This is a genomic window from Pseudoalteromonas sp. CO342X, from assembly GCF_004208915.1.
GTDB lineage: Bacteria > Pseudomonadota > Gammaproteobacteria > Enterobacterales > Alteromonadaceae > Pseudoalteromonas > Pseudoalteromonas maricaloris.
Genome location: NZ_SGPH01000002.1, coordinates 1 through 19,072, shown reverse-complemented (window position 1 = coordinate 19,072; position 19,072 = coordinate 1). Strand labels below are relative to the sequence as shown.

The window sequence follows — 19,072 nt, the reverse complement described above, 5'->3', positions numbered from 1 at the left end:
AAGAAGCGCCATTGCAAAGCACAGCCTCCTGCTCGGGGTGGAGTGACACTCTGGCTTCAAAAAACTCATGAATGCACAAGCAACTGAGGGAACTTTCCGTTTGGTAGTGGTTTTCGGTTAACAGCAATGCCTTCTCTGCTGGCGTCAAGATATCAACATCTGATAAAAGGGTATCTGGGCAGCTAAGGAAAGATTGTAATAAAAGTAAAATACGCTCGGATAATACCTGAATTTCCTGCTCTACAAAACACGCCAACGAATACTCGAACTGAAGCTCAACCTGTTCCGCTCCACCATCCCATAATGTAATAGCCAACGGTGTTTTGTGATGGTTATGGCTGACATAATTCAATTCGCCCTGGTATGAATCAAAGAATAAGTCTCTGTAATCCAGCTGCAAGAAATTAAACATAATTTCATAAATGGCATTGCCATGTGCCGTTATTCCTAAATCACGGCTTATATGGCTGATAGGATACTTTTGATGCCTGAAATCAGATTTTTGTTGACTGGCAATTTTGCTGACCAAGTCACGAAAAGTTTGCCCCGGTTCAACCTCCACGCTAAATGGATTTACTCCGGTAAACACACCTATCATTTTTTTCTCAGCAAAGTTTCCCCGGTTATGTGCCGGAATACCAAAACACAGACTTGATGCTGAATATGCTGAAGAAAAATATTTGCTCAAAACGCCCAAAAAAATATGAGAGATACTTACTTTGAACTCTTGTGAAAGACCTTTAATTTGCCGGTAAAAATCTCTGGAAAGAGGCAATTCAAAACGACGGCTGGGACAAGCGCGGGAATGAGCAAATTCACTGGCGTAGTTGGCCCGAATTATACTGCTATTATCCTGATGATACCGAGTCTGCCAGTAAGCTCTATCTTTGAGATATCGCTGGCTTTTTAGATACTTTGCATCTTTGAGCAGGACAGTGTTTAAAGCTAGGGGCGTTATAGTCGTATCTTCATCGCCGCTACACTGATTGTATAAACGGGATATTTCTTTGGCCCAGTTGGAGAAACCCCAACCATCCATGATGAGATGATGTGCAAAACCAACATACCAATATTGATCTTCTTCAACTTTAACCAGCCAAGTTTTAAACAGGGAAGTATCAATAAAGGGTAAAGGGGATTCAAAAACTTGTTGAAGCCAGCTTTTCGCTTTCGCTAAAGCATCAACGTGCACTGAAAAATCGATAAAGACCAAGTCAGTCTCGCGTTCGTCACTGATATATTGATAAACCTCATCAGCGTCATAATTTACTCTAATACCGAAAGCGTCGTTGCCATTAATTACTTTTTCATGAGCCCAGTTGATCTTTTCAAGATCCAGCTTACGGCATTTTATATAGCCGCCAATATTATAAACTGGAGAATTTTCATTTCTAAGCTGGTCCCAAAAGATATCTGACTGGGGTAATGATAAAGGAAGCCTTGTCCGTGGTTTATTCATATTTATTCTTCTAATTATGTTATTGATAAATGCTTAATAATTATTGCTCAGAGTGTGCTTAAGCCAAGCTAGCACTGGCTTTTCGGGACAAAAAGGGCTTAGCTTGAAAATTACGCCAAAGTGTTAAAAGAAACTTGGCAGACAAAACCTAGAGAATAAGTTTTTAATTGGATATGCAGGTGAGCCGAAGAGGTTATGCAAGGAAAATGCTACTAGCACACGAGGGGTTTTATTAGAAAATCTCACAAGAGACTTAACTTTATTACAGTCCATCACTACGTCTAATTTGTTCATCATCCATACAACCCAAACTTAACATAAAAATAACCCAGTAGAAACAATCATAAACCAATCATTCAAAAGAATAAAGGGTGGGATTGTATGTTTTTTATCAAACCCTCAACCCGGATTCAAATTTAATAATCTGGTCGGCAAGATGGAAATAGCGATCGTCATGGCTGATAGCAACCACTGCTTTTCCTTTCTGTTTAAGCTCAGGCAATATTTGTTCATAAAAGACTTTTCTAAACACTGCATCCTGATCTGCGGCCCACTCATCAAAAACATATAAATCTTTATCTTCCATCACCGCCACCAATAACGCTAGGCGTCTACGCTGGCCATCCGATAATTTAGTCGTAGAAAACCTGCCATTTTCAAATTTAATCTTTCCATCTAAAGCCAGATCTTTGATTAATTGATGGATTTTTGCATTCACTTTCGGGCATTGCAGATCTATGCCATGCAGGGTTTTAAATAAATAATAATCGCTATAGATAGAACAGATCGTCTGGCGATAGCTATTGATGTTACTTCTGTTGATTTGTACATCATCAAAACAGACATGTCCCGTAGTCGGGTAATAATGCTGGGTGATAACTTTACTTATCGTAGACTTACCTGAACCGTTACCGCCGACAATAAAGGTGATCTGCCCTTTTTTAATCGTTAAATCAACAGGTCCGGCTTTGAATGCATGCTCGTCGTTATAGGTATAAGTTACATTTTTTAGCTGTATCTGCTGCCAGCAAGGCAATTCAAGCTCTTCATCAAAACTGTCTTCGTCCACCATTTCAGCATAAATTTCCTCCATCCTTTTATAGGACACATTTGCGCTGATAAAAACAGGGATAGCTGACAAAATAGCACCAACTGGGCTGGAGATATAAAGTAAGATCATGATGATGGCAATGAGCTCTGAATTGCTGACCTGTTCATAGTTAACGTAAACAAATGCCAGCAAACCAATTGCAAAAAAGCCGATCATGTCGCCGTAATTCATGGCTGAAGTTAATACGGTCTCTGCCCTGATATTGGTAGATTCAATTTTTGATTCCACCGCCAACAACTCATCTTTGATAAAGTTGTCCTTCTTTTTTCTATTCAGCTTTAATTCCTTTGCCCCTAAAATCACGCCGCGAAAGCCTTCCTGTAATTCATCCATTAATTCCCTCGCTCGCAACATATATTTACGTCCGATAAAAATAGGAATTTGATAGCTGATAACACCGACCAATAACGCTGAACAAACAAAATAGAATACTTTTGAGTTTTCAATCCAGATATAAAACATCATACCGGCGACGGTTGCCAAGCTAACTAGCATTGGGGGCGCCATACTCGCGCCATCTACAATCCTTCTGACATCCATAGTCATGGTATTGATAATGCGCGGCGAACCGATCTTTTCCAAGACATCTATTGGCGAGCTGCTAACACGCTGATATAAATTCTCTCTCACCTTCATCGTCAGGTTAAGGGAAACCGCCGTCAGCATAATTTGAGATACAGTTCTAAAAATTAAGATCAGCAGACAAAGAGAGAAAAAAGCGAATGCGATTGGCAGATTAGAAATCTGATAACCGAATAATTCTGCTGGTGCAGAATCGGTATACATGATCCCGGGCAGTTCATCCAGGCTCGACAACACCAGGGGGATCAAGCCGACATAGAGAATCCCTGCACTTACGCCTAACATCAGAGAAATAAACACCTTATTAGGGGCATTTTTACCAAATTCACTCATGATCTTCATTATTTCCCCTCCACATGACTTGACTGTGAGAGAGGAACAGGCCGCAAGATGATGGGTTTCCCGGCTAAGGAGGCCTTCATGGAGTGTAGCTCATTTACGTCGAACGAACTTAGCATATCGTCATAAAACTGGCTGAATACATTGCCGGACTGTCCGGTAGAATTTGTCATTAGATGGTTAGTATCATATGACATTTCAATAACTTGCCTAAAGGTTGCACCAAGAGATTGGATATAACCTTCCGATTCGTCGAAGACATAACTAGCGACATTAATAGTGTTGGCAGAGCCGTTGCTCGCGGCTTCTCTTTCAAAAACATGGTCCAAGTGCTTAAACTGACTAAAAGGTTGGTGCTTATAGGTACGCCGACTAAATTGCTGCCAACGCCAATCGTCTATATTACTGCCGCCCAGTTTGGTTAATTCGTCTCTCACATCTTTTAGCGCCAGCGATATGATATCTTTGCAAGTTTCTTCTTGCGCAGTAGCAACATTATCACACCAAAAAGCATCAGCGGTTAATGCTCTATTGACGATATCAATCTCTAGTCCCTTGATGATTTGCTCGGTCAGCGCCATAAGCCCAGACGAACCATAGTATTGAGTAAACTCATCTTTAAACAACCTTAATTTAAGATGGCGTAAAAATGACATGTAAATCGCGGCGGCATTACTCTTTTCGCTAAAGTCCCGGTTCCAGCGATAAAGGGATATTAATAATTCATCTTGAGTATCTTGCTCCCGAATGATGCTTGCTAGTGTTCGGAGTAAACTTTCAGCGCTTAAGTCAAACAGGTCATTCTGCATTTTGGCAACATAAGCGACATCTATTTTTTCATGCTTCGCTACCTTTTCATTAATGAGATCGGCTATTCTTTCAGCCCTTGCAGGATCCGCCCAATCGTTAGAGATAAAATGAAGATAGTCATCACTGACACTTTTATTATTAGCATTAACAATAAAACCTCGAGCCGGGTTATATTCATAAGGCATATCGGCCCAATCAAGATAACCATTCCATGAGAAATGATCACTGGATGTCGGTAGCATACCAAAAGAGCTACTGTTTCTGACCGGTATTTTCCCTGCCGCGCTGATACCTATATTATTGTTTTTATCTGCATACAAGATATTTAAAGAAGGTGCCACATGCAGACTTAACGCTTGTCGGAATTGTTGCCAATCCTGAGCATAATTCAACTTGTATAGAGCTTCAAAAGTCGTATCGCCAGCTTCAAGTGCAGACCACTGCAACGAAAGAGTCTGGCCAGAAGCACCGATAAAGTCACTGACCACAGGTCCGTAAACAGAGCTGAGCACCCTCATTTTTACCGGTTTAATTTTCTTTTTTAGTATCTCAGGAAAACCCGGGGCAATATGAATCACTTCTTGCCGCTCTTCAAATTTGAGCCATTTACCCCGAGCTTGATAGAAACTTCCCTGATCAGGATTCATTCTCAAAGAGACAAGATCCTGAACATCGGCAGGTAAACTTGTCCCCCCCCAGGAAATATGCTCATTTGTGCCAAACACAATGATCGGCATACCTACCAAAGTCATACCACTGGCCGTTATATTGTCCCCTTTTAACTTTGCGGCATACCACACAGAAGGAATTTGTAGGGCCAGATGGGGGTCATTGGCCAGAATCGGAGAACCGTTTGCCGTTAACTTTCCTGAAATTACCCAAGCATTACTACCAACATTTTTACCACCAAGCAAGTGTTGCTGGCTGACATTGACAGCGATATCCGCTATTGATGCTGATGCAAAGGCGTAATTATTATTCGAGGTGACGACATCGGGAAATAAGCTCGCATAATGCTGTTCGGATAACATTTTTTGCGAAATCTGTCGCTGGGATTCGAGAAAAGCGTTGCCTCCAAGGGTTAACGCAAATAGTTTCCCCATAGCAATGGAATCAGCAGGCGACCAGGGTTCAGGGAGATAATCAAACAGCTCAAATTCAGCTGGTAATTGCTCAGCTTGATTGATCCACGCATTAACCCCCTGCGAATATGATTCCAGAGCTTGTTTAGCTCCGGCTCCCAACCTTTGCTGAGCTCGTTCAGAGGCACGGTAAAGCCCTAAAGTTCTCATCCATTTATCCGTGTCCAGCTGGTCAATACCAAAGATTTCACTTAAGCGCCCCTGAGCCAGTCTTCGGTTATGCTCCATCTGCCAGAGTCGATCCTGAGCTTGAATAAAGCCCATGGCAAAAAACACATCATTATCACTCTTACCAGTGATCGCCGGAATACCAGCTTCATCTCTAACAATGACCACTTCATCGTTAATGCCGTTTAATAATACCGGCTGCTCTGCGTCAGAGACACTTTCGCACAGCATATTGTAGCCAGTGAGAAATACAGCAAAAAGCGGAGTAATAATGAATAAACCAAAGCGAGAAACTATCGGAAATCTAGTTAACATCCCATTAATACCTACTTAATTTTCCAATACTCAAACCCAATACTTGGCTTAAGTCCAGCATATAAAACCAAATAAAGGTTGCGCGAATTAAGCCTTTTAAGTTGCTATACCGTAAAATAGTGGTTAAAGATACTAGCACATTAGTCAACTGAAAATACAAACATTTTTATAGTGAACTTCACAAAATGCTAAAATCCCCCTTAACTGACTATATCCAAAATCAAGTTAAAAGCACGGAGGCAAAGGAGCTGGCAGTATATCTATTATCTCCTGATTTGATGGCTTTTAATTATGTAATATTCATGTTATAAAATCAGTTTAAATATCAAAATTAGGAATATTTTCAGCCAATGGACGTCATTAGATCCCCCGCCAAAAAAAACAAGAAGAAATCCATCATATTTCTGCTGAGCCTTATTTTCCTTGGGGTCTTATATGTATCGGCAAGAGGACAATCTGACAGCATACCTAACATTGAACGAGACAAACTCATCTGGGGCACTGTTCAACGGGGAGATTTGCAAGTACTCGTTGGCGGCTATGGTGTCTTACGTTCTAAAAAGCAAACTCTTATCACTTCCCAGACTCCGGCTACGGTGAAAGAAATATATTTGCGCCCCGGAGCAAAAGTTGAGCCAGACAGTGTGATTATGCAACTTAATAATCCTGAAGCACTTAAAAACCTAGAAGCAGCTAGAATAGCCTTGGCAAAAGAAAAAGCGAACCTGAGAAGGCTAAAACTCAGTAACCGTCAGAAATTATTAGCAGAGAAATCCAAGCTCGCCGAATTGAGCTCTGAATATGAGGTGGCAAAACTGAAAAAAATTGCCGAACAGAAGCTGGTGCAAAACGGTATCGTCTCCAGTATAACCTACCAAACCACAGTGCTGAACGTAGAACAAATGAAATTGCGGGTTAATTTACTCGAAGAAGCTTTGGAGCAATACAAAGCAGTAAACCAAGAGGTTGAAAACATTCAGCAAGAAGCAATCAATGAATATGCCAATTTATACCGTAGCGCAGCCGAGCAAGTCGAACAGTTAACAGTTAAAGCAGGCCTGGCGGGTATTTTACAACGCATGCCAGTTGAATTAGGACAAAGTGTCACCGCTGGCCAGGAATTAGCCTTAGTCGGCAGCAAAGATGACTTATTAGCGATGATAAAAGTCTCTCAGTCAAATGCGGACCAGCTGCAAATTGGTCAGCAAGTCAGCGTGAAATCAATACAAGACAAAATGGCCGGGAAAATAAGCCGAATAGCTCCACAAGTCAATGAGGGGACCATCGAGGTTGAAATTACCTTTGACGCTCCAGCGCCACCTTCGGCTCGCCCTGAATTAAGTGTCGACGCAGAAATCGTTATCACCACTTTAAGAGATACCCTCTTTATTGAACGCCCCATCAATGCCCAAAAAGGTAGCCAAATGGAATTATTCAAATTAGACCCTGAAAACGAATGGGCTGAGAAAAAGTTGATCAGCTTTGGCAATGAATCGGGCAATCAAATAGAAGTATACGGTGGTGCGGTAGAAAATGATCGGTTGATTTTGTCCAATCTGACAAATTTCAAAGATGCCGATCGGATTCACATTTTAAATTAACACAGTCAATGAATAAGATTATCGACTAGCCTGCTTAAGGAGAATTCCTATGGCATCTAAAACTAGTTAAAAAAGGCCCTGAAAAATCTGTTCTGTGCTCAAGTCACCAAAGGGCAACACATTCTCGAGCAGATTAGCCAATGTAATATAACAATTATTATAAAGAAAAAGGAAAGATAATGAGCAAGCCTATTCTTACCATGAAGGGGATCAGTAAGGTTTATCGCACGGGGGAAATGGATACCTATGCACTTAAAGACATCAATTTAACCATAAACCAAGGAGATTTTATTTCAATCAGCGGTCCTTCCGGCTGTGGTAAGTCAACCTTGCTCTCCTTATTGGGCTTACTGGATGTGCCTGATAGCGGTCAGTACTTCATCGGTGATCAGGACGTCTCCAATCTTTCATTAACGGAAGCGGCTTATGTTAGATGTGAGAAACTCGGTTTTGTTTTCCAGTCATTCAATTTAATTGACGAACTCTCTTTATTTGAAAATGTTGCTATGCCGTTGCGTTATCGAAGAGAAAAACTGAGTGAGAAAGCGATCCAAGAAAAGGTAATGCATAGCTTAAGCACAGTGGATATGACCCACAGATCTGCACATAAGCCAAATCAACTGTCCGGGGGACAGCAGCAACGGGCAGCGATTGCCCGGGCACTTGTTGGCTCGCCGACGCTTTTATTGATTGATGAAGCTACCGGAAATCTGGATTCTAAAAACAGCGATCAGGTTATGGAGATGTTCATTCGGTTAAATGACGAAGGAACCACCTTGTGTATGGTTACTCATGATACCCACTGTGCTGATATGGCGAAAAGAAGGCTAGATTTACTTGACGGTAAACTTGAAAACTCATCGATAGTAGAGCAGATTTCTGTATGAGCATGATCAGGGAATTTCAACTCGCCCTTAACTCTTTATCCCGAGTGAAAGGCTACAGTGCAGCTATTATCTTAACTTTAGGGATTACTCTTGGCGCTTTAGTCGCTATTTTTATGGTGAATTACCAGCTACTTTCGGCCCCCTTACCTTATGATAATCAGGACAGGTTGTTTATCTCCAAAGGCAGCTCATTTAGGGATAGTGAAATAAAACTCAGCGACACTTCACCATATCCAGCGCTTATAGATGCCTATAGCTTCAAAGATACTGATTTCGAAAAAAAAGCCTTAATTAATTTTAATGTCGATGTTATTCGCAACTTCCCTGCCTCTCCCAGAGTTAACCTGAGCTATATTACGCCGGAATATCTGGATATGATCCAAACCCCTTTTGCCCTTGGCCGGAATTTCAATGCCCAGGAAGGACTAGGAGCAAAAGCACCAGTTGCCGTCATCAGTTACGAAGCCTGGGATAAGCTATTTAATAAACGCCAAGACACTATTGGCCAAACGTTACGTTTTGGCGAGGTAAACTTTAAAATCATCGGTGTCACCGCGAAAAATTTTGTTGAACCCGAGCTTGTGTCCGTTGGCAGGTTAACCGATGTGTGGTTAGCCTGGGACTTTAACTTAACCGAAGAGGGTTGGCGCCACTCCTGGGGGGGACAATTATCGAACCATCACCTTATCGGACTGTTAAAACCAGGGGTAAATCCAGAACAGGTATCCCACCAGTTAACGAGCCGATTAAATAACCGCTATCGTCAAGAACTGGCTGGACGCTCATTTTTTAAATCATCGAGTATAGATTTCGTGCTCACTTCTTTTCGGGAAAAAATTATTGGCGACAGTTATCAGCAAACCCTGTTGCTCTTTACCGGTGTTTTTCTGTTATTGATGATCGCTGTCGCCAATACCATGAATTTGATCTTGGCGAGAGCGGCGAACAGACAGAGGATTATGGCCATTCAAGCAGCTTTGGGTGCACAAAAAAGCGATTTGTTCCGATCCATCTTAATTGAAATGTCCCTGTTAATGTCTGCCACCGTTGTATTCTCTCTGGTTTTTTCCTATGCAGGCATAGACCTGATTAAACAGCTGAAACTCGATTGGCTGCCAAGAGCAAATGAATTGAGTTTTAACTGGCTCTCCATTGTTTTTTCAACCTTGGTCTCCGGGCTGATCGCATTAGTCACAACCATCCTAGTTAACAGGCAACTTGACTACCGCAAGCTAAGCCAGATGATGCAAAGCGGCGGTAAAGGCACAGCGCTGCAAGTATCGAAAAAGGTACGAAACATATTAATACTAAGTCAGGTTGCCCTTGCTACCACTATGCTTTGCGTCGGCGTACAGGTTTTTCATCAGTCAATAAGCAATATCATCCAGCCGTCAGGTCTTGCCACAGATAACGTTTATCAGGTTAAAGTCGATATCGGCATCACAAGACTTGCCTCCACCAAAGTGCTGGAAGATAATTTAAGAGCCACTCGCAAATTGTTTACCGAGAACCCTAAAATCAGCAGTGCCAGTATTGCCATGGGTTTTCCACTGTCGGCATCAACGGATGAGTATTTTTTCAGTTATTTATCCGAAGATGCCGAATTCCAAAAACAGCAGCAGGGCGTGGTTTCATTAATTGATGAGAACTATCTGGATATACTACAATTTGAGCTGATTAAAGGCAGAAATTTCACCTCCAGTGATTATGATAATGTTAAGAATGTCATAATAATCAATCAGGCTTTCGCAGATAAACTAGCACCCGGGGATGAGGTGATAAGCAAACGCTATTATTGGCTTAATGCGCCAGGAAATTCCCCCTATGAGGTGATTGGTATTGTCAGGGATCTGACCTTGCCCAACACGGAAGAGCTACCTAGGGTATTTATTCCTTATATGGCATTTGATTTCCCTGAGTTCTTGCTAGAAGTCTTGCCCAAGCAAAGCCTGTCAGCCATCGAACTGAACCAAATGATGGCGAAAGTAAACAAAGAGTTTAAAGTATCAAAATTAATTGATATTAAAAATGCCCATGACAGGCTAGTTCATCATGATAAATTTCTTGCCAGTGCTGCCGCAGTATTGACCCTGTTGACAATATTTCTAGCCTCTGTAGGGGTTTACGGAATATTAACCTACAGCATCCAGCTACGCCGCTCTGAGTTAGGAATTCGTATGGCAATTGGTGCCACACCCGCAACCATTTACATAGAAATCATACGTGAGAGTTTTATCACTGTTTTGGCAGGACTTGCTGCGGCAGGAGTAATACTTGCCGGACTCTGGCTATGGCTGGAAAACACCTCATTTGTTGACGAACTAAGTGTCTGGGGTGCTCTATTTCCCGTGCTGTTGATCATAATATTAACGGCTCTGGCCAGCTTATTTTCGGTATGGCAAATAATCAGCAAGCCGGCTATTCACTCTTTACAAAATGCGCAATAGCAGACTGACAACTGTAACCAGAGAACTTCTGGGTGATCCGGTTACGGTATTTACAACATAGAAGTAGGGATAAAACCATGCCTAAGGTTAAAGGTGCCATATCATGTTTACGGTGCCTTTATCATTTTATCCCTTGCCAGGTTTGTATGCGTTAAATAAAGCTATATTTTCATAAAAAAACTCGATAACATTTATCTTTAAAATCACAGCCTTATCTGTTTTTTTATTTGAACAGGCCAGTCCAACAATTTTTTGAAGGAAGAGATACCATTATGTCGAAGATGTTGGTCAAACTTTATTCTATTTTTTTCATGTTCACTTTAACAGCTTGTGCCCCTAGCACAGTTCATCTTCATAGCTATAAAGTGCCTGATGCCAAAAAAAACGAAATAGTAATGGCATTGAAAGCAACTGGATTTAAGGTTTTGATAAGCGAACGCAAGCCGCCATTACTGGCTTTGGGCAGCTTCATTATTTATCCAAAAGATAATGGCGACAATGACGATTTAGTTAAAATTCTCAATATCATTAATGAAAAGGGATACTCTACAGGATTAATTGCCAAAAACAGGGTCAGAAATCACGAATACTGGGACAGTAACAACATTGGCCTTTATCTGGTAGAAACCGACGGCCTGATGTCTATGCAGGAGCAGTTGGCTGCTGAGTTTGCAGTTGATATTTCAGAAGTCGAATTTACAAGCACGAACTGTTCCAAGCTCTACAGACTCACTTTTGACAAAGGCGGAAATGCAAGGGTTAATAAAATACCGTTGCTCTGGTCAAGAAATGGAGATACTTTGAGCATTTCACAACAAGGTAACAGGCAAAAATTTACCTATTCGAACAAATATGAAAGAAACGGGGTCGCAAGAGAGCTGGTTATGCAATTAGAACCCTATGAAAACAGCGAGCTTGAAAACATTGAATACTTGAATTGCAAATATCAAAGCCGTACCCCGCTGATTGAATAAGGACGACTGGCTCCCTGCTTTCGACTGCAAGATAAGCGTACGGGATCATATTGTTCATTTCTGCTAACGATTAACCAATATCTGGCAGATTACTGAGCAGGTTGCCAAAGCTTTATCTCTCACGGGGCATAGATACTGGTCTGGCGATTGAATTATCTTTAACCGCAACCTCCATCCACTAATATTTTTCTCAATAAGGAAATGGTATGTCACAAGCTCAAGTCATGAACTTTCTGAATGAAGTTGCCATGAAATTCCCAGATGCAATATCTTTTGCCGCAGGCAGACCCCATGCAAAGTTTTTAAATCACTCTAACTGGGAAAGGCATCAGGCCGTTTTCACTGATTATATTGCCGAACAGAGGGGAATTAGCTTTGCAACAGCAGCCAATCAAATTTGCCATTATGGGCCAAGCGCAGGTATCATTAACCCGATAATACAAAAATATCTGGCAAACGATGAAGATATACAGGTGGATGAAACCAACATAGTGATCACTAATGGCTGCCAAGAAGCCCTGCTGCTAGCCTGCCTGAATGAACTTAAAGCACCTTCGGATTGCGCCCTAACAATAGATCCGAGTTATGTCGGGTTCTCCGCTATGGTAAATACCCTAGGCAAGCGTGTAGAACCATTAGAATTGCACAAGCTGACCGATATTCAGCAAACCCCTTTTCAATTTAACTGGGACTACTTGAAAGAGAAAGTCGCCCAATTAAAACAACAAAATATTACCGCAAAACTTCTTTATATCAATCCTGATTTCAATAATCCCCTCGCCTACCAATTATCGCTACGAGAACGCCAAGAGCTGCTCAATATCTGCCACGAATTGAATTTGCGCATTATAGAAGACGATCCCTATTCCAGATTCAGATTTACCAACAGTCGGCAGCCATCTTTAAAAAATCTGGATAATTTTGGCCTCGTATACCATATAGGCTCCTTTTCCAAAACCTTCTGCCCCGGTGTACGTATAGGTTACATTGTGCCTCCTAATGAAGTCATAGCCCAGGCATTGGCCACCATAAAAAGCTTAACCTCGGTCAATACCAGCTCGATATCACAAAGTGTGATCGGCGGCTGGCTGATAGAGCAGCAATACTCCCTCAACAATTGGATGAAGCCTATAAACCAACATTATTCTAACCAATGCCATGCCATGCAAACTGCCCTGACGGAAAACTTCCAACATTATGAAGATATTAAGTGGAATAGCCCTAGCGGTGGTTTCTTTTATGTAATTAAAACTCCATTTGATTTTACCAAAGAGCACGTCACAGCTTGTGCCAAACAAAATAAGGTCATCTGCATGCCGGTCAGTTTTTTCTCTCTATCTCCTCAGATTTGGGATCGCTATGTAAGGCTTTCATTTAGTTATTATGATCCGGATAAAATTCATGAGGGAGTAACAAACTTCAGCCGGTATTTAGCCAGACATAGCTAAGCTCTTTTTATTTCTTGCTAAACACAAATATTAAAGAGCTACCAGTAACAACATCAGCACAAATTGGTGAAGCCTGTCGGCAGGGCAATGTAGCTAGGGCTTGGTATGTCCATTTTCGGCCTCTCAGGGTATACCTATAGCTCCAATTTTAGTACAGCTCATTAGTAGAGTTATGCTACCTCAAGATAATCCGTTGGGGTTTAATCTCTCAGTGCGTCGTTAGGCCATTCATAATTATAAATATCTAACCATTCATCTATAATGTCACGAACCTGCTGAAGTGACTCAAACAGATATAAATCCAAGACTTCTTCTCGATAGCTGCGATTAAATCGCTCTACATATCCATTCTGATATGGACTTCCTAGTTTAATAAACTCAAGTCTCATGTACTTTTGAGCAGCCCAATTTTTCAAAGCGATCGACGCAAATTCAGGAGTATTATCCACCCGAACTTATCTTGGCTTCCACGCCATGTAATGACACGTTCCAACACTCAGATAACGCGCTCAGCCATGAGGCTTTTATCAACCTCAATAGCTGACACTTGACGGTTGTAGTCATCAAGCACGTTCAGTGTTCTAAAACGATATCCGTAGTTGAGCGTATCGCTAATAAAGCCACTCTTTATGCTTGTTCAGAGCCCTTAACTGCCTCTGAAGCGCATGTTGGTATAAACACTGAGACTTAACCATGCCACCTCACGAGCAAAAGCCACGCTGACTCCAAATCAAGCTCGCAAGTACTTGACTCAAGCTCTGTGTCTACTTGTTTACGGCTTGAGATAATTTCCTAAGCATTGGGTGTTTTAGACTAAGGGTCGCAAACATATCTTTGAGTTTACGGTTTTCATCTTCAAGCTCTTTTAAGCATTGAACATCATGGGCTCCATCCCATCATATTTAGAACGCCACTTATAAAATGTGCTCTGACCAACACCATGTTTACGACACATCTCTGGCACTGGAACACTAGTCTCAGCTTCTTTGATCATGCCCACGATCTGTGTTTCAGTAAACTTACTTTTTCGCATCGTAAAATTTCCTTCTTCTGTTGATAGAAACTCCCCAGCGGTCTCTTTGTATATCCAGACAATAGGCAATCTCGACTTTTACCTACATAAATTCATTTTAAGGATGCAACGTAATACCTTTCACTACGAAAATTAGCGCCTTCCTCTTCTATTAATGGTTAATACTCCCACTTACTTTAGCTCTAGTGATTAACTCATAAATATTCATCCAAACTAACCGCGCCACCTGATTGAGGAACCTTGTTATCAATTTAATCAAACACGTCCCCATGATGACCAAAAATGCTGGTCATAAAACTTTATGCTGGTTCTGACAGTTTAACCTTATCTAAAAAACAAGGCTCAGACATACCGGTCAGTACTAAACGCTCTCCCGTAAAAGACTCTCGACCATGAGCAACCAGCATATTGTCCACCATCAGCACATCTCCAGCTTGCCATGGAAAAGTGACTTTTTCTGCTTCATAAGCCTGAATTAAGGTTTCAATGACTTCTTGCTCTATCGGCGAACCATCACCATAAAAGGTTTGATTAGGTAATTCTTGATCACTAAAAGAATCACGCAGGAAGTGCTGCATGTTGGGATCTAAAGTAGCCAAATTAAAAAAAGTGCAATGGTTAAACCAACAATTTTCATTGGTTGCAGGGTGCTTAGAAGCTATTGGCCTTAATTGCCTGGTAGTTAGAGCAATATCGTCCTCTCCCCATAAAAAATCAATTTGATTATTGCGACAGTAGTTCTCAACTTGCTCTTTGTCTTCAGTTTGATAGCAATTCTGCCAGCTAACATACATGTATTTCATGAAGTTTCGCTGGTATAAATAGCCTTTCTCGATAAATTTATTTCTGATGGCTTCGGGAATACGTTGGAAAACTTTCCGAGTATCCGCTAGTGGAGTACAGCCTCCGGATTCTGCCGCAGTGTGGCAATTAAAATAGATATGTAACGGGAAAGTCAGATTAAATGATTGTTCTGTATGCAGGAAAATTTCATGTTCCTTGGGCTGTGAAGTCGATGTATAAATATTTCCAGAAACAGCGTCCCTTGGTGAAGAACGTTCCATATATTTAATAGCTTTAGAGCTGGTGGCTTCAATAACTTGCTCAAATGCTTCTGCCGAGTCAACATCAAAACCTCGAAACAAAACGGCACCATATTGTTCTTTTTTAGCAGTAATATATCTTTTGTTTTTCTCAGCCCATTCAACCAAGTTTATAGATGTATCTTTTGCTGTAATAACAAGTGGCAAGCTTTGCTCCGGTGAAATAAAACTTGTAGTTATGGAACGCTCGGCTTCTTCTGTAATAACGTTGTTCATGTTCACAATACTTATCCTTAGAGGTTGTTGATTTTTGTCTGAAAAATAGATGGTACAGCAACAAGGTATAATGGTTTCGCTAAAAGTCAAACATATCCCATAAATGGATGTTGCTATGCCTAGAACGATGTTAACAGATAAAATGTGAGCGTTTCTTAAAGAAATTCTACGTGAAATAGGTCGTGTTGATAATAAGTAGAGCATAGGTCTACCTTAGAAGACATACTGTATCGAATGAGAGCTGGTGTTCAATCACGTAATTTTCCGAAGAAATCTGGCCTATAAAACGCTGGTTTCAGACGCTTGAACCTCTAGTCGAAAAAGGATATTGGACAATATTTTTAAAAAGCCGTCGTCAATTAGTGATGCCCAATGGCTGCTTATGGACGGAAGTCTTGTCAAAGCCCATTCTGGTCGCAGTAGTGCTAATAGCATGACTGATGAAGCTCTGACAATACGACAATAATTCATCTGCTGGTTGTTAGTAGCGGTCTACATGTTCACTTTGAGCTCTCAGGTGGGCAAGTGCATGATGTTGTTCATTCGAAGAGCCTTATTAAACAGTCACCTAGAGCTTAGCTTTCCAGAGCAGTAAACTGTTAGTATCGCAGTATGGCGGTGCCAGTCACAGTGTATCGTACTTTCATCATCTGCTTTTCTTACAAGCTAGCGACCTTTCTTGCAGCTTCAACACGGTATAGTTTTTGAAGATGGTTAAGCGCCTAATCTACTTTTTTGCTGTTTGACCTTTAGCCTACCTGTCTGTGGCTTCTTTAAATTTACGTCTTCCGTGTGCTCAACAACCAAAAGACAACTATTGCTTGCTCTATACGCAACTTAGTACGCTAATTATAAAATTTCTTGGTACTAACTTCGTCCTGCAGGCAAAAATCAGCGACGGATAACTCGCTTTCTACTTGTTGCTCTATAAGCAGCCAGACATTATAAGCTCCAAGTTTTACTTTATGAGTCTGGCGCTTCAGCGGCTAGATGAGGTTTGGGTGACGCTTACAATCAGCCTAATATCGTTCAAACGGAAGATGATCTAATGGCTAAGCGAGTGCAACAAAAGCACTCTCAGCTCAAAGTGATCAGTGATAACCCTGATTACCCGAGCTGGGAGATCACCGCTGATAATGCCGACAGTCACGGCATTGCAGAGCGTGTTGTTTGGTGTGGTCGCAGTATCTAAACTGCAATGTCACTATTCGTGTGATGCTGGAGCATTACACGGATTTAGCCAGCTTTTCCTGCACATTGGCTGTATTCACAAATTGACTCAACACCAATGAGCACACCGCAAGTGCAGCACCAAAGTAAAATACTAAGGATTTATCGTATAACCATACTAAGCCAAAGCTTGCTGGGATCACTACTGCTGCAATATGGTTAATAGTAAAGCTAACCCCAGCTGTTGCTGCGATATCTTCTGGCCGAGCAATTTTTTGAAAATAAGTTTTGAGTGCAATGGCCATCGCAAAAAACAGATGGTCGATGACATAAAGCGCTGCTGCAAAGCTTGCTGACTCTACCAATGCATAACCAATAAATACAAAAATGAGTCCCACATATTCGATTGTCAGTGTTTTACGCTCACCAATATGCCCAATCATTTGACCAATTTGGGGGGCGATAAATATGTTTATCAAATGATTCAACATATAAAGCGCGGTGATCTGTGCAACATCAAAACCAAATTTTTCCACCATTAAGAAACCCGCAAACACCATAAATATTTGTCTTCTCGCGCCCGAGAAGAAAATCAAGGCGTAATATAGGCTGTACTCTTTTCTCAAAATGAGCTTTTTATGCTGCGTAGTATGCATTTCAAAGGTTGGAAAGCCGATAAACATAAATAGCGCAATGATAAAGCCAACCCCTCCAATAAGCAGATACATCCACTGATAGTCTGCGGAGAAGTAGCTAAAACCCAGCCATATTACCGCATAGGTGATCAGAGAAGCGATGGATTTAATAGAGAGCAAGATACCCAGTTTGGCCGGTGCCTCATCTTTATTGAACCATTGTAAACTGAGAGATTGATTCAGCGTCTCGAAATAGTGAAAACCTATCGACATTAACACTGTAGTTGCATACAAACCATAAATAGTAGGCAACAAGCCGGTAATGGCGACGCCAAGCGACAGCAAACACAAGCTGATCAGTGCGAAGGTTTGCTCCTTTAACACCAATAAAACAAATACCGCTGTAAACGCTAAAAACCCGGGGATCTCACGCAGGGATTGCAACATTCCCATATTAGCGCCATTGAAGTTTGCGGCTTCAATGGCAAAGTTATTGAGCATGGCCATCCAGCCTGCGAATGTAACGGCCATAACTACGGTAGCGAGCACTAAGAAATTAAAAGGACTTTGCCATCCTTGAGAAGCATTCTTCATGATTATCTCCACATAAAGCACAACTATTAAAAAGTTATGGCTATAATATGGCCACACATTAATTTCTGATATACATAATTATGCCAAGTTCTTTATCAAAACAGACAACTTCTCCTTGGCGTATTCAGCCCAAATATAAGCGCTTCTTAAAGCCAACCCTTGGCCGGCCAATCCTGCCAAGAGCGGTAAAAAAAGCGGAGTGGGAGCATGTTCAACGGCACCAACATGAGTGGGGGCAGCTTGCATATACAAGCAATGGAGTCATCACAATTGTAACTCCTGAAGGCACTTTCGTGATCCCTCCCGATCAAGCTTTGTGGCTACCTCCGGGCCTTCCGCATGAGACGTATTGTCGCTACGGTGGAGATTTTCGTAGTGTCTATATCGACAATAAATACACCGAGTTGCTAGGGAATAAAGCAAAGCTAATTGCGGTAGATGAACTACTGAAGCAATTTATACTGGAGATCTGTACTTGGCAGGAAGAGTACCACTTAGATGAAAAAACAGAGCGATTTATTACGGTCTTTATTGATAGATTAACATCAGCTACAACGTGCCACTTTTTTATTCCAAGTGCACAGGATGCTCGGATCTTACCCATTGTGACCGAGCTACATACAAATCCAGGATGCAAAATAAGCTTGGAAGCCTGGAGTGATCAAGTCGGCGCATCAACCCGGACACTCAACCGCTTATTCCACAAATGTTTTATGATGGGCTTCAGTGATTGGCGCCAAAAATTAAGAGCTATCAAAGCTATTGAGCTGTTGAAAGATGGATACTCTCAGCAACAAGCAGCTGAATATTTGGGTTTTGAATCTACCGCCGCATTTAGCAATGCGTTTAAAAAAGTCTTTGGCAAACCACCGGGACAGTACATTAAAAAGTAAGGTAATTTGGGATCAATAAATACTTTCCCACTAAATATTATGAATGTACAAATCGGCGGGTGAACCGCCTTATATGGACTCCTCCAATTGTACAAGCCACTTTTAGCATTATTAGTGTGATTGCGTGCTTATATCCGGGCTCTTG

12 protein-coding genes and 1 pseudogene are annotated in these 19,072 nt (G+C 41.4%); 7 read left to right on the top strand and 6 right to left on the bottom strand.

Annotated features, from left to right (window positions below):
- The 3 genes from EXT47_RS00410 to EXT47_RS00400 all read right to left on the bottom strand — a co-directional run.
- The coding region (locus tag EXT47_RS00410; RefSeq protein ID WP_130125700.1) for a condensation domain-containing protein at window positions 1-1,459 on the bottom strand (1,459 nt) is incomplete at its 3' end.
- A 391-nt stretch (window positions 1,460-1,850) separates the two neighbouring features.
- Window positions 1,851-3,494 carry a cyclic peptide export ABC transporter gene (locus tag EXT47_RS00405; RefSeq protein ID WP_130125699.1) on the bottom strand — a complete coding sequence of 548 codons (1,644 nt, stop codon included), beginning with the start codon at window positions 3,492-3,494 and terminating at the stop codon, window positions 1,851-1,853.
- Window positions 3,494-5,926: a penicillin acylase family protein gene (locus tag EXT47_RS00400; protein WP_130125698.1), complete on the bottom strand. Its 2,433-nt coding sequence runs from the start codon at window positions 5,924-5,926 to the stop codon at window positions 3,494-3,496. The genes EXT47_RS00405 and EXT47_RS00400 overlap by 1 nt, the downstream gene beginning before the upstream one ends.
- 350 nt (window positions 5,927-6,276) lie before the next feature.
- Between EXT47_RS00400 and EXT47_RS00395 the strand changes: the two genes are divergently transcribed.
- The 5 genes from EXT47_RS00395 (at window position 6,277) to EXT47_RS00375 (ending at window position 13,283) form a co-directional block, all read left to right on the top strand.
- Window positions 6,277-7,527 carry an efflux RND transporter periplasmic adaptor subunit gene (locus tag EXT47_RS00395; RefSeq protein WP_039491553.1) on the top strand — a complete coding sequence of 417 codons (1,251 nt, stop codon included), beginning with the start codon at window positions 6,277-6,279 and terminating at the stop codon, window positions 7,525-7,527.
- A 179-nt stretch (window positions 7,528-7,706) separates the two neighbouring features.
- Window positions 7,707-8,414 (top strand): ABC transporter ATP-binding protein, encoded by a 708-nt coding sequence (locus EXT47_RS00390; protein WP_039491551.1) that lies wholly within the window; start codon window positions 7,707-7,709, stop codon window positions 8,412-8,414.
- The gene (locus EXT47_RS00385; RefSeq protein ID WP_039491549.1) at window positions 8,411-10,861 is read left to right on the top strand and encodes an ABC transporter permease; all 2,451 of its coding nucleotides are present in this window, start codon (window positions 8,411-8,413) and stop codon (window positions 10,859-10,861) included. The genes EXT47_RS00390 and EXT47_RS00385 overlap by 4 nt, the downstream gene beginning before the upstream one ends.
- Before the next feature lie 272 nt (window positions 10,862-11,133).
- Window positions 11,134-11,835, top strand: coding sequence for a hypothetical protein (locus EXT47_RS00380; protein ID WP_130125697.1), 702 nt, complete (start codon window positions 11,134-11,136; stop codon window positions 11,833-11,835).
- Window positions 11,836-12,041: 206 nt separating this feature from the next.
- Window positions 12,042-13,283 carry a PLP-dependent aminotransferase family protein gene (locus EXT47_RS00375; protein ID WP_039491547.1) on the top strand — a complete coding sequence of 414 codons (1,242 nt, stop codon included), beginning with the start codon at window positions 12,042-12,044 and terminating at the stop codon, window positions 13,281-13,283.
- Window positions 13,284-13,486: 203 nt separating this feature from the next.
- Here EXT47_RS00375 and EXT47_RS24025 read toward each other — a convergent pair.
- Window positions 13,487-14,316 (bottom strand): annotated as a pseudogene (locus EXT47_RS24025) (transposase); the annotation flags it as partial.
- Window positions 14,317-14,615: 299 nt separating this feature from the next.
- On the bottom strand, window positions 14,616-15,635 hold the full coding sequence (locus tag EXT47_RS00360; RefSeq protein WP_039491545.1) for a TauD/TfdA family dioxygenase: 1,020 nt from the start codon (window positions 15,633-15,635) through the stop codon (window positions 14,616-14,618).
- 997 nt (window positions 15,636-16,632) lie between these two features.
- On the opposite strand from EXT47_RS00360, the gene EXT47_RS00355 reads away from it, so the two are divergent.
- The gene (locus EXT47_RS00355) at window positions 16,633-16,827 is read left to right on the top strand and encodes a S24 family peptidase (protein WP_039491543.1); all 195 of its coding nucleotides are present in this window, start codon (window positions 16,633-16,635) and stop codon (window positions 16,825-16,827) included.
- Window positions 16,828-16,861: 34 nt separating this feature from the next.
- On the opposite strand, the gene EXT47_RS00350 is transcribed toward EXT47_RS00355, so the two are convergent.
- Window positions 16,862-18,034, bottom strand: coding sequence for an MFS transporter (locus EXT47_RS00350; protein ID WP_130125696.1), 1,173 nt, complete (start codon window positions 18,032-18,034; stop codon window positions 16,862-16,864).
- Window positions 18,035-18,114: 80 nt separating this feature from the next.
- Here EXT47_RS00350 and EXT47_RS00345 point away from each other — a divergent pair, with 80 nt between their 5' ends.
- Window positions 18,115-18,927 carry a helix-turn-helix domain-containing protein gene (locus EXT47_RS00345; RefSeq protein WP_039491539.1) on the top strand — a complete coding sequence of 271 codons (813 nt, stop codon included), beginning with the start codon at window positions 18,115-18,117 and terminating at the stop codon, window positions 18,925-18,927.
- Window positions 18,928-19,072 lie beyond the last annotated feature (145 nt).

Bases quoted from the DNA above. Each gene is read 5' to 3' on its own strand.
- EXT47_RS00405 (WP_130125699.1), bottom strand. From the start codon at position 3,494: ATGAAGATCATGAGTGAATTTGGTAAAAATGCCCCTAATAAGGTGTTT.
- EXT47_RS00400 (WP_130125698.1), bottom strand. From the start codon at position 5,926: ATGTTAACTAGATTTCCGATAGTTTCTCGCTTTGGTTTATTCATTATT.
- EXT47_RS00395 (WP_039491553.1), top strand. From the start codon at position 6,277: ATGGACGTCATTAGATCCCCCGCCAAAAAAAACAAGAAGAAATCCATC.
- EXT47_RS00390 (WP_039491551.1), top strand. From the start codon at position 7,707: ATGAGCAAGCCTATTCTTACCATGAAGGGGATCAGTAAGGTTTATCGC.
- EXT47_RS00385 (WP_039491549.1), top strand. From the start codon at position 8,411: ATGAGCATGATCAGGGAATTTCAACTCGCCCTTAACTCTTTATCCCGA.
- EXT47_RS00380 (WP_130125697.1), top strand. From the start codon at position 11,134: ATGTCGAAGATGTTGGTCAAACTTTATTCTATTTTTTTCATGTTCACT.
- EXT47_RS00375 (WP_039491547.1), top strand. From the start codon at position 12,042: ATGTCACAAGCTCAAGTCATGAACTTTCTGAATGAAGTTGCCATGAAA.
- EXT47_RS00360 (WP_039491545.1), bottom strand. From the start codon at position 15,635: ATGAACAACGTTATTACAGAAGAAGCCGAGCGTTCCATAACTACAAGT.
- EXT47_RS00350 (WP_130125696.1), bottom strand. From the start codon at position 18,034: ATGAAGAATGCTTCTCAAGGATGGCAAAGTCCTTTTAATTTCTTAGTG.
- EXT47_RS00345 (WP_039491539.1), top strand. From the start codon at position 18,115: ATGCCAAGTTCTTTATCAAAACAGACAACTTCTCCTTGGCGTATTCAG.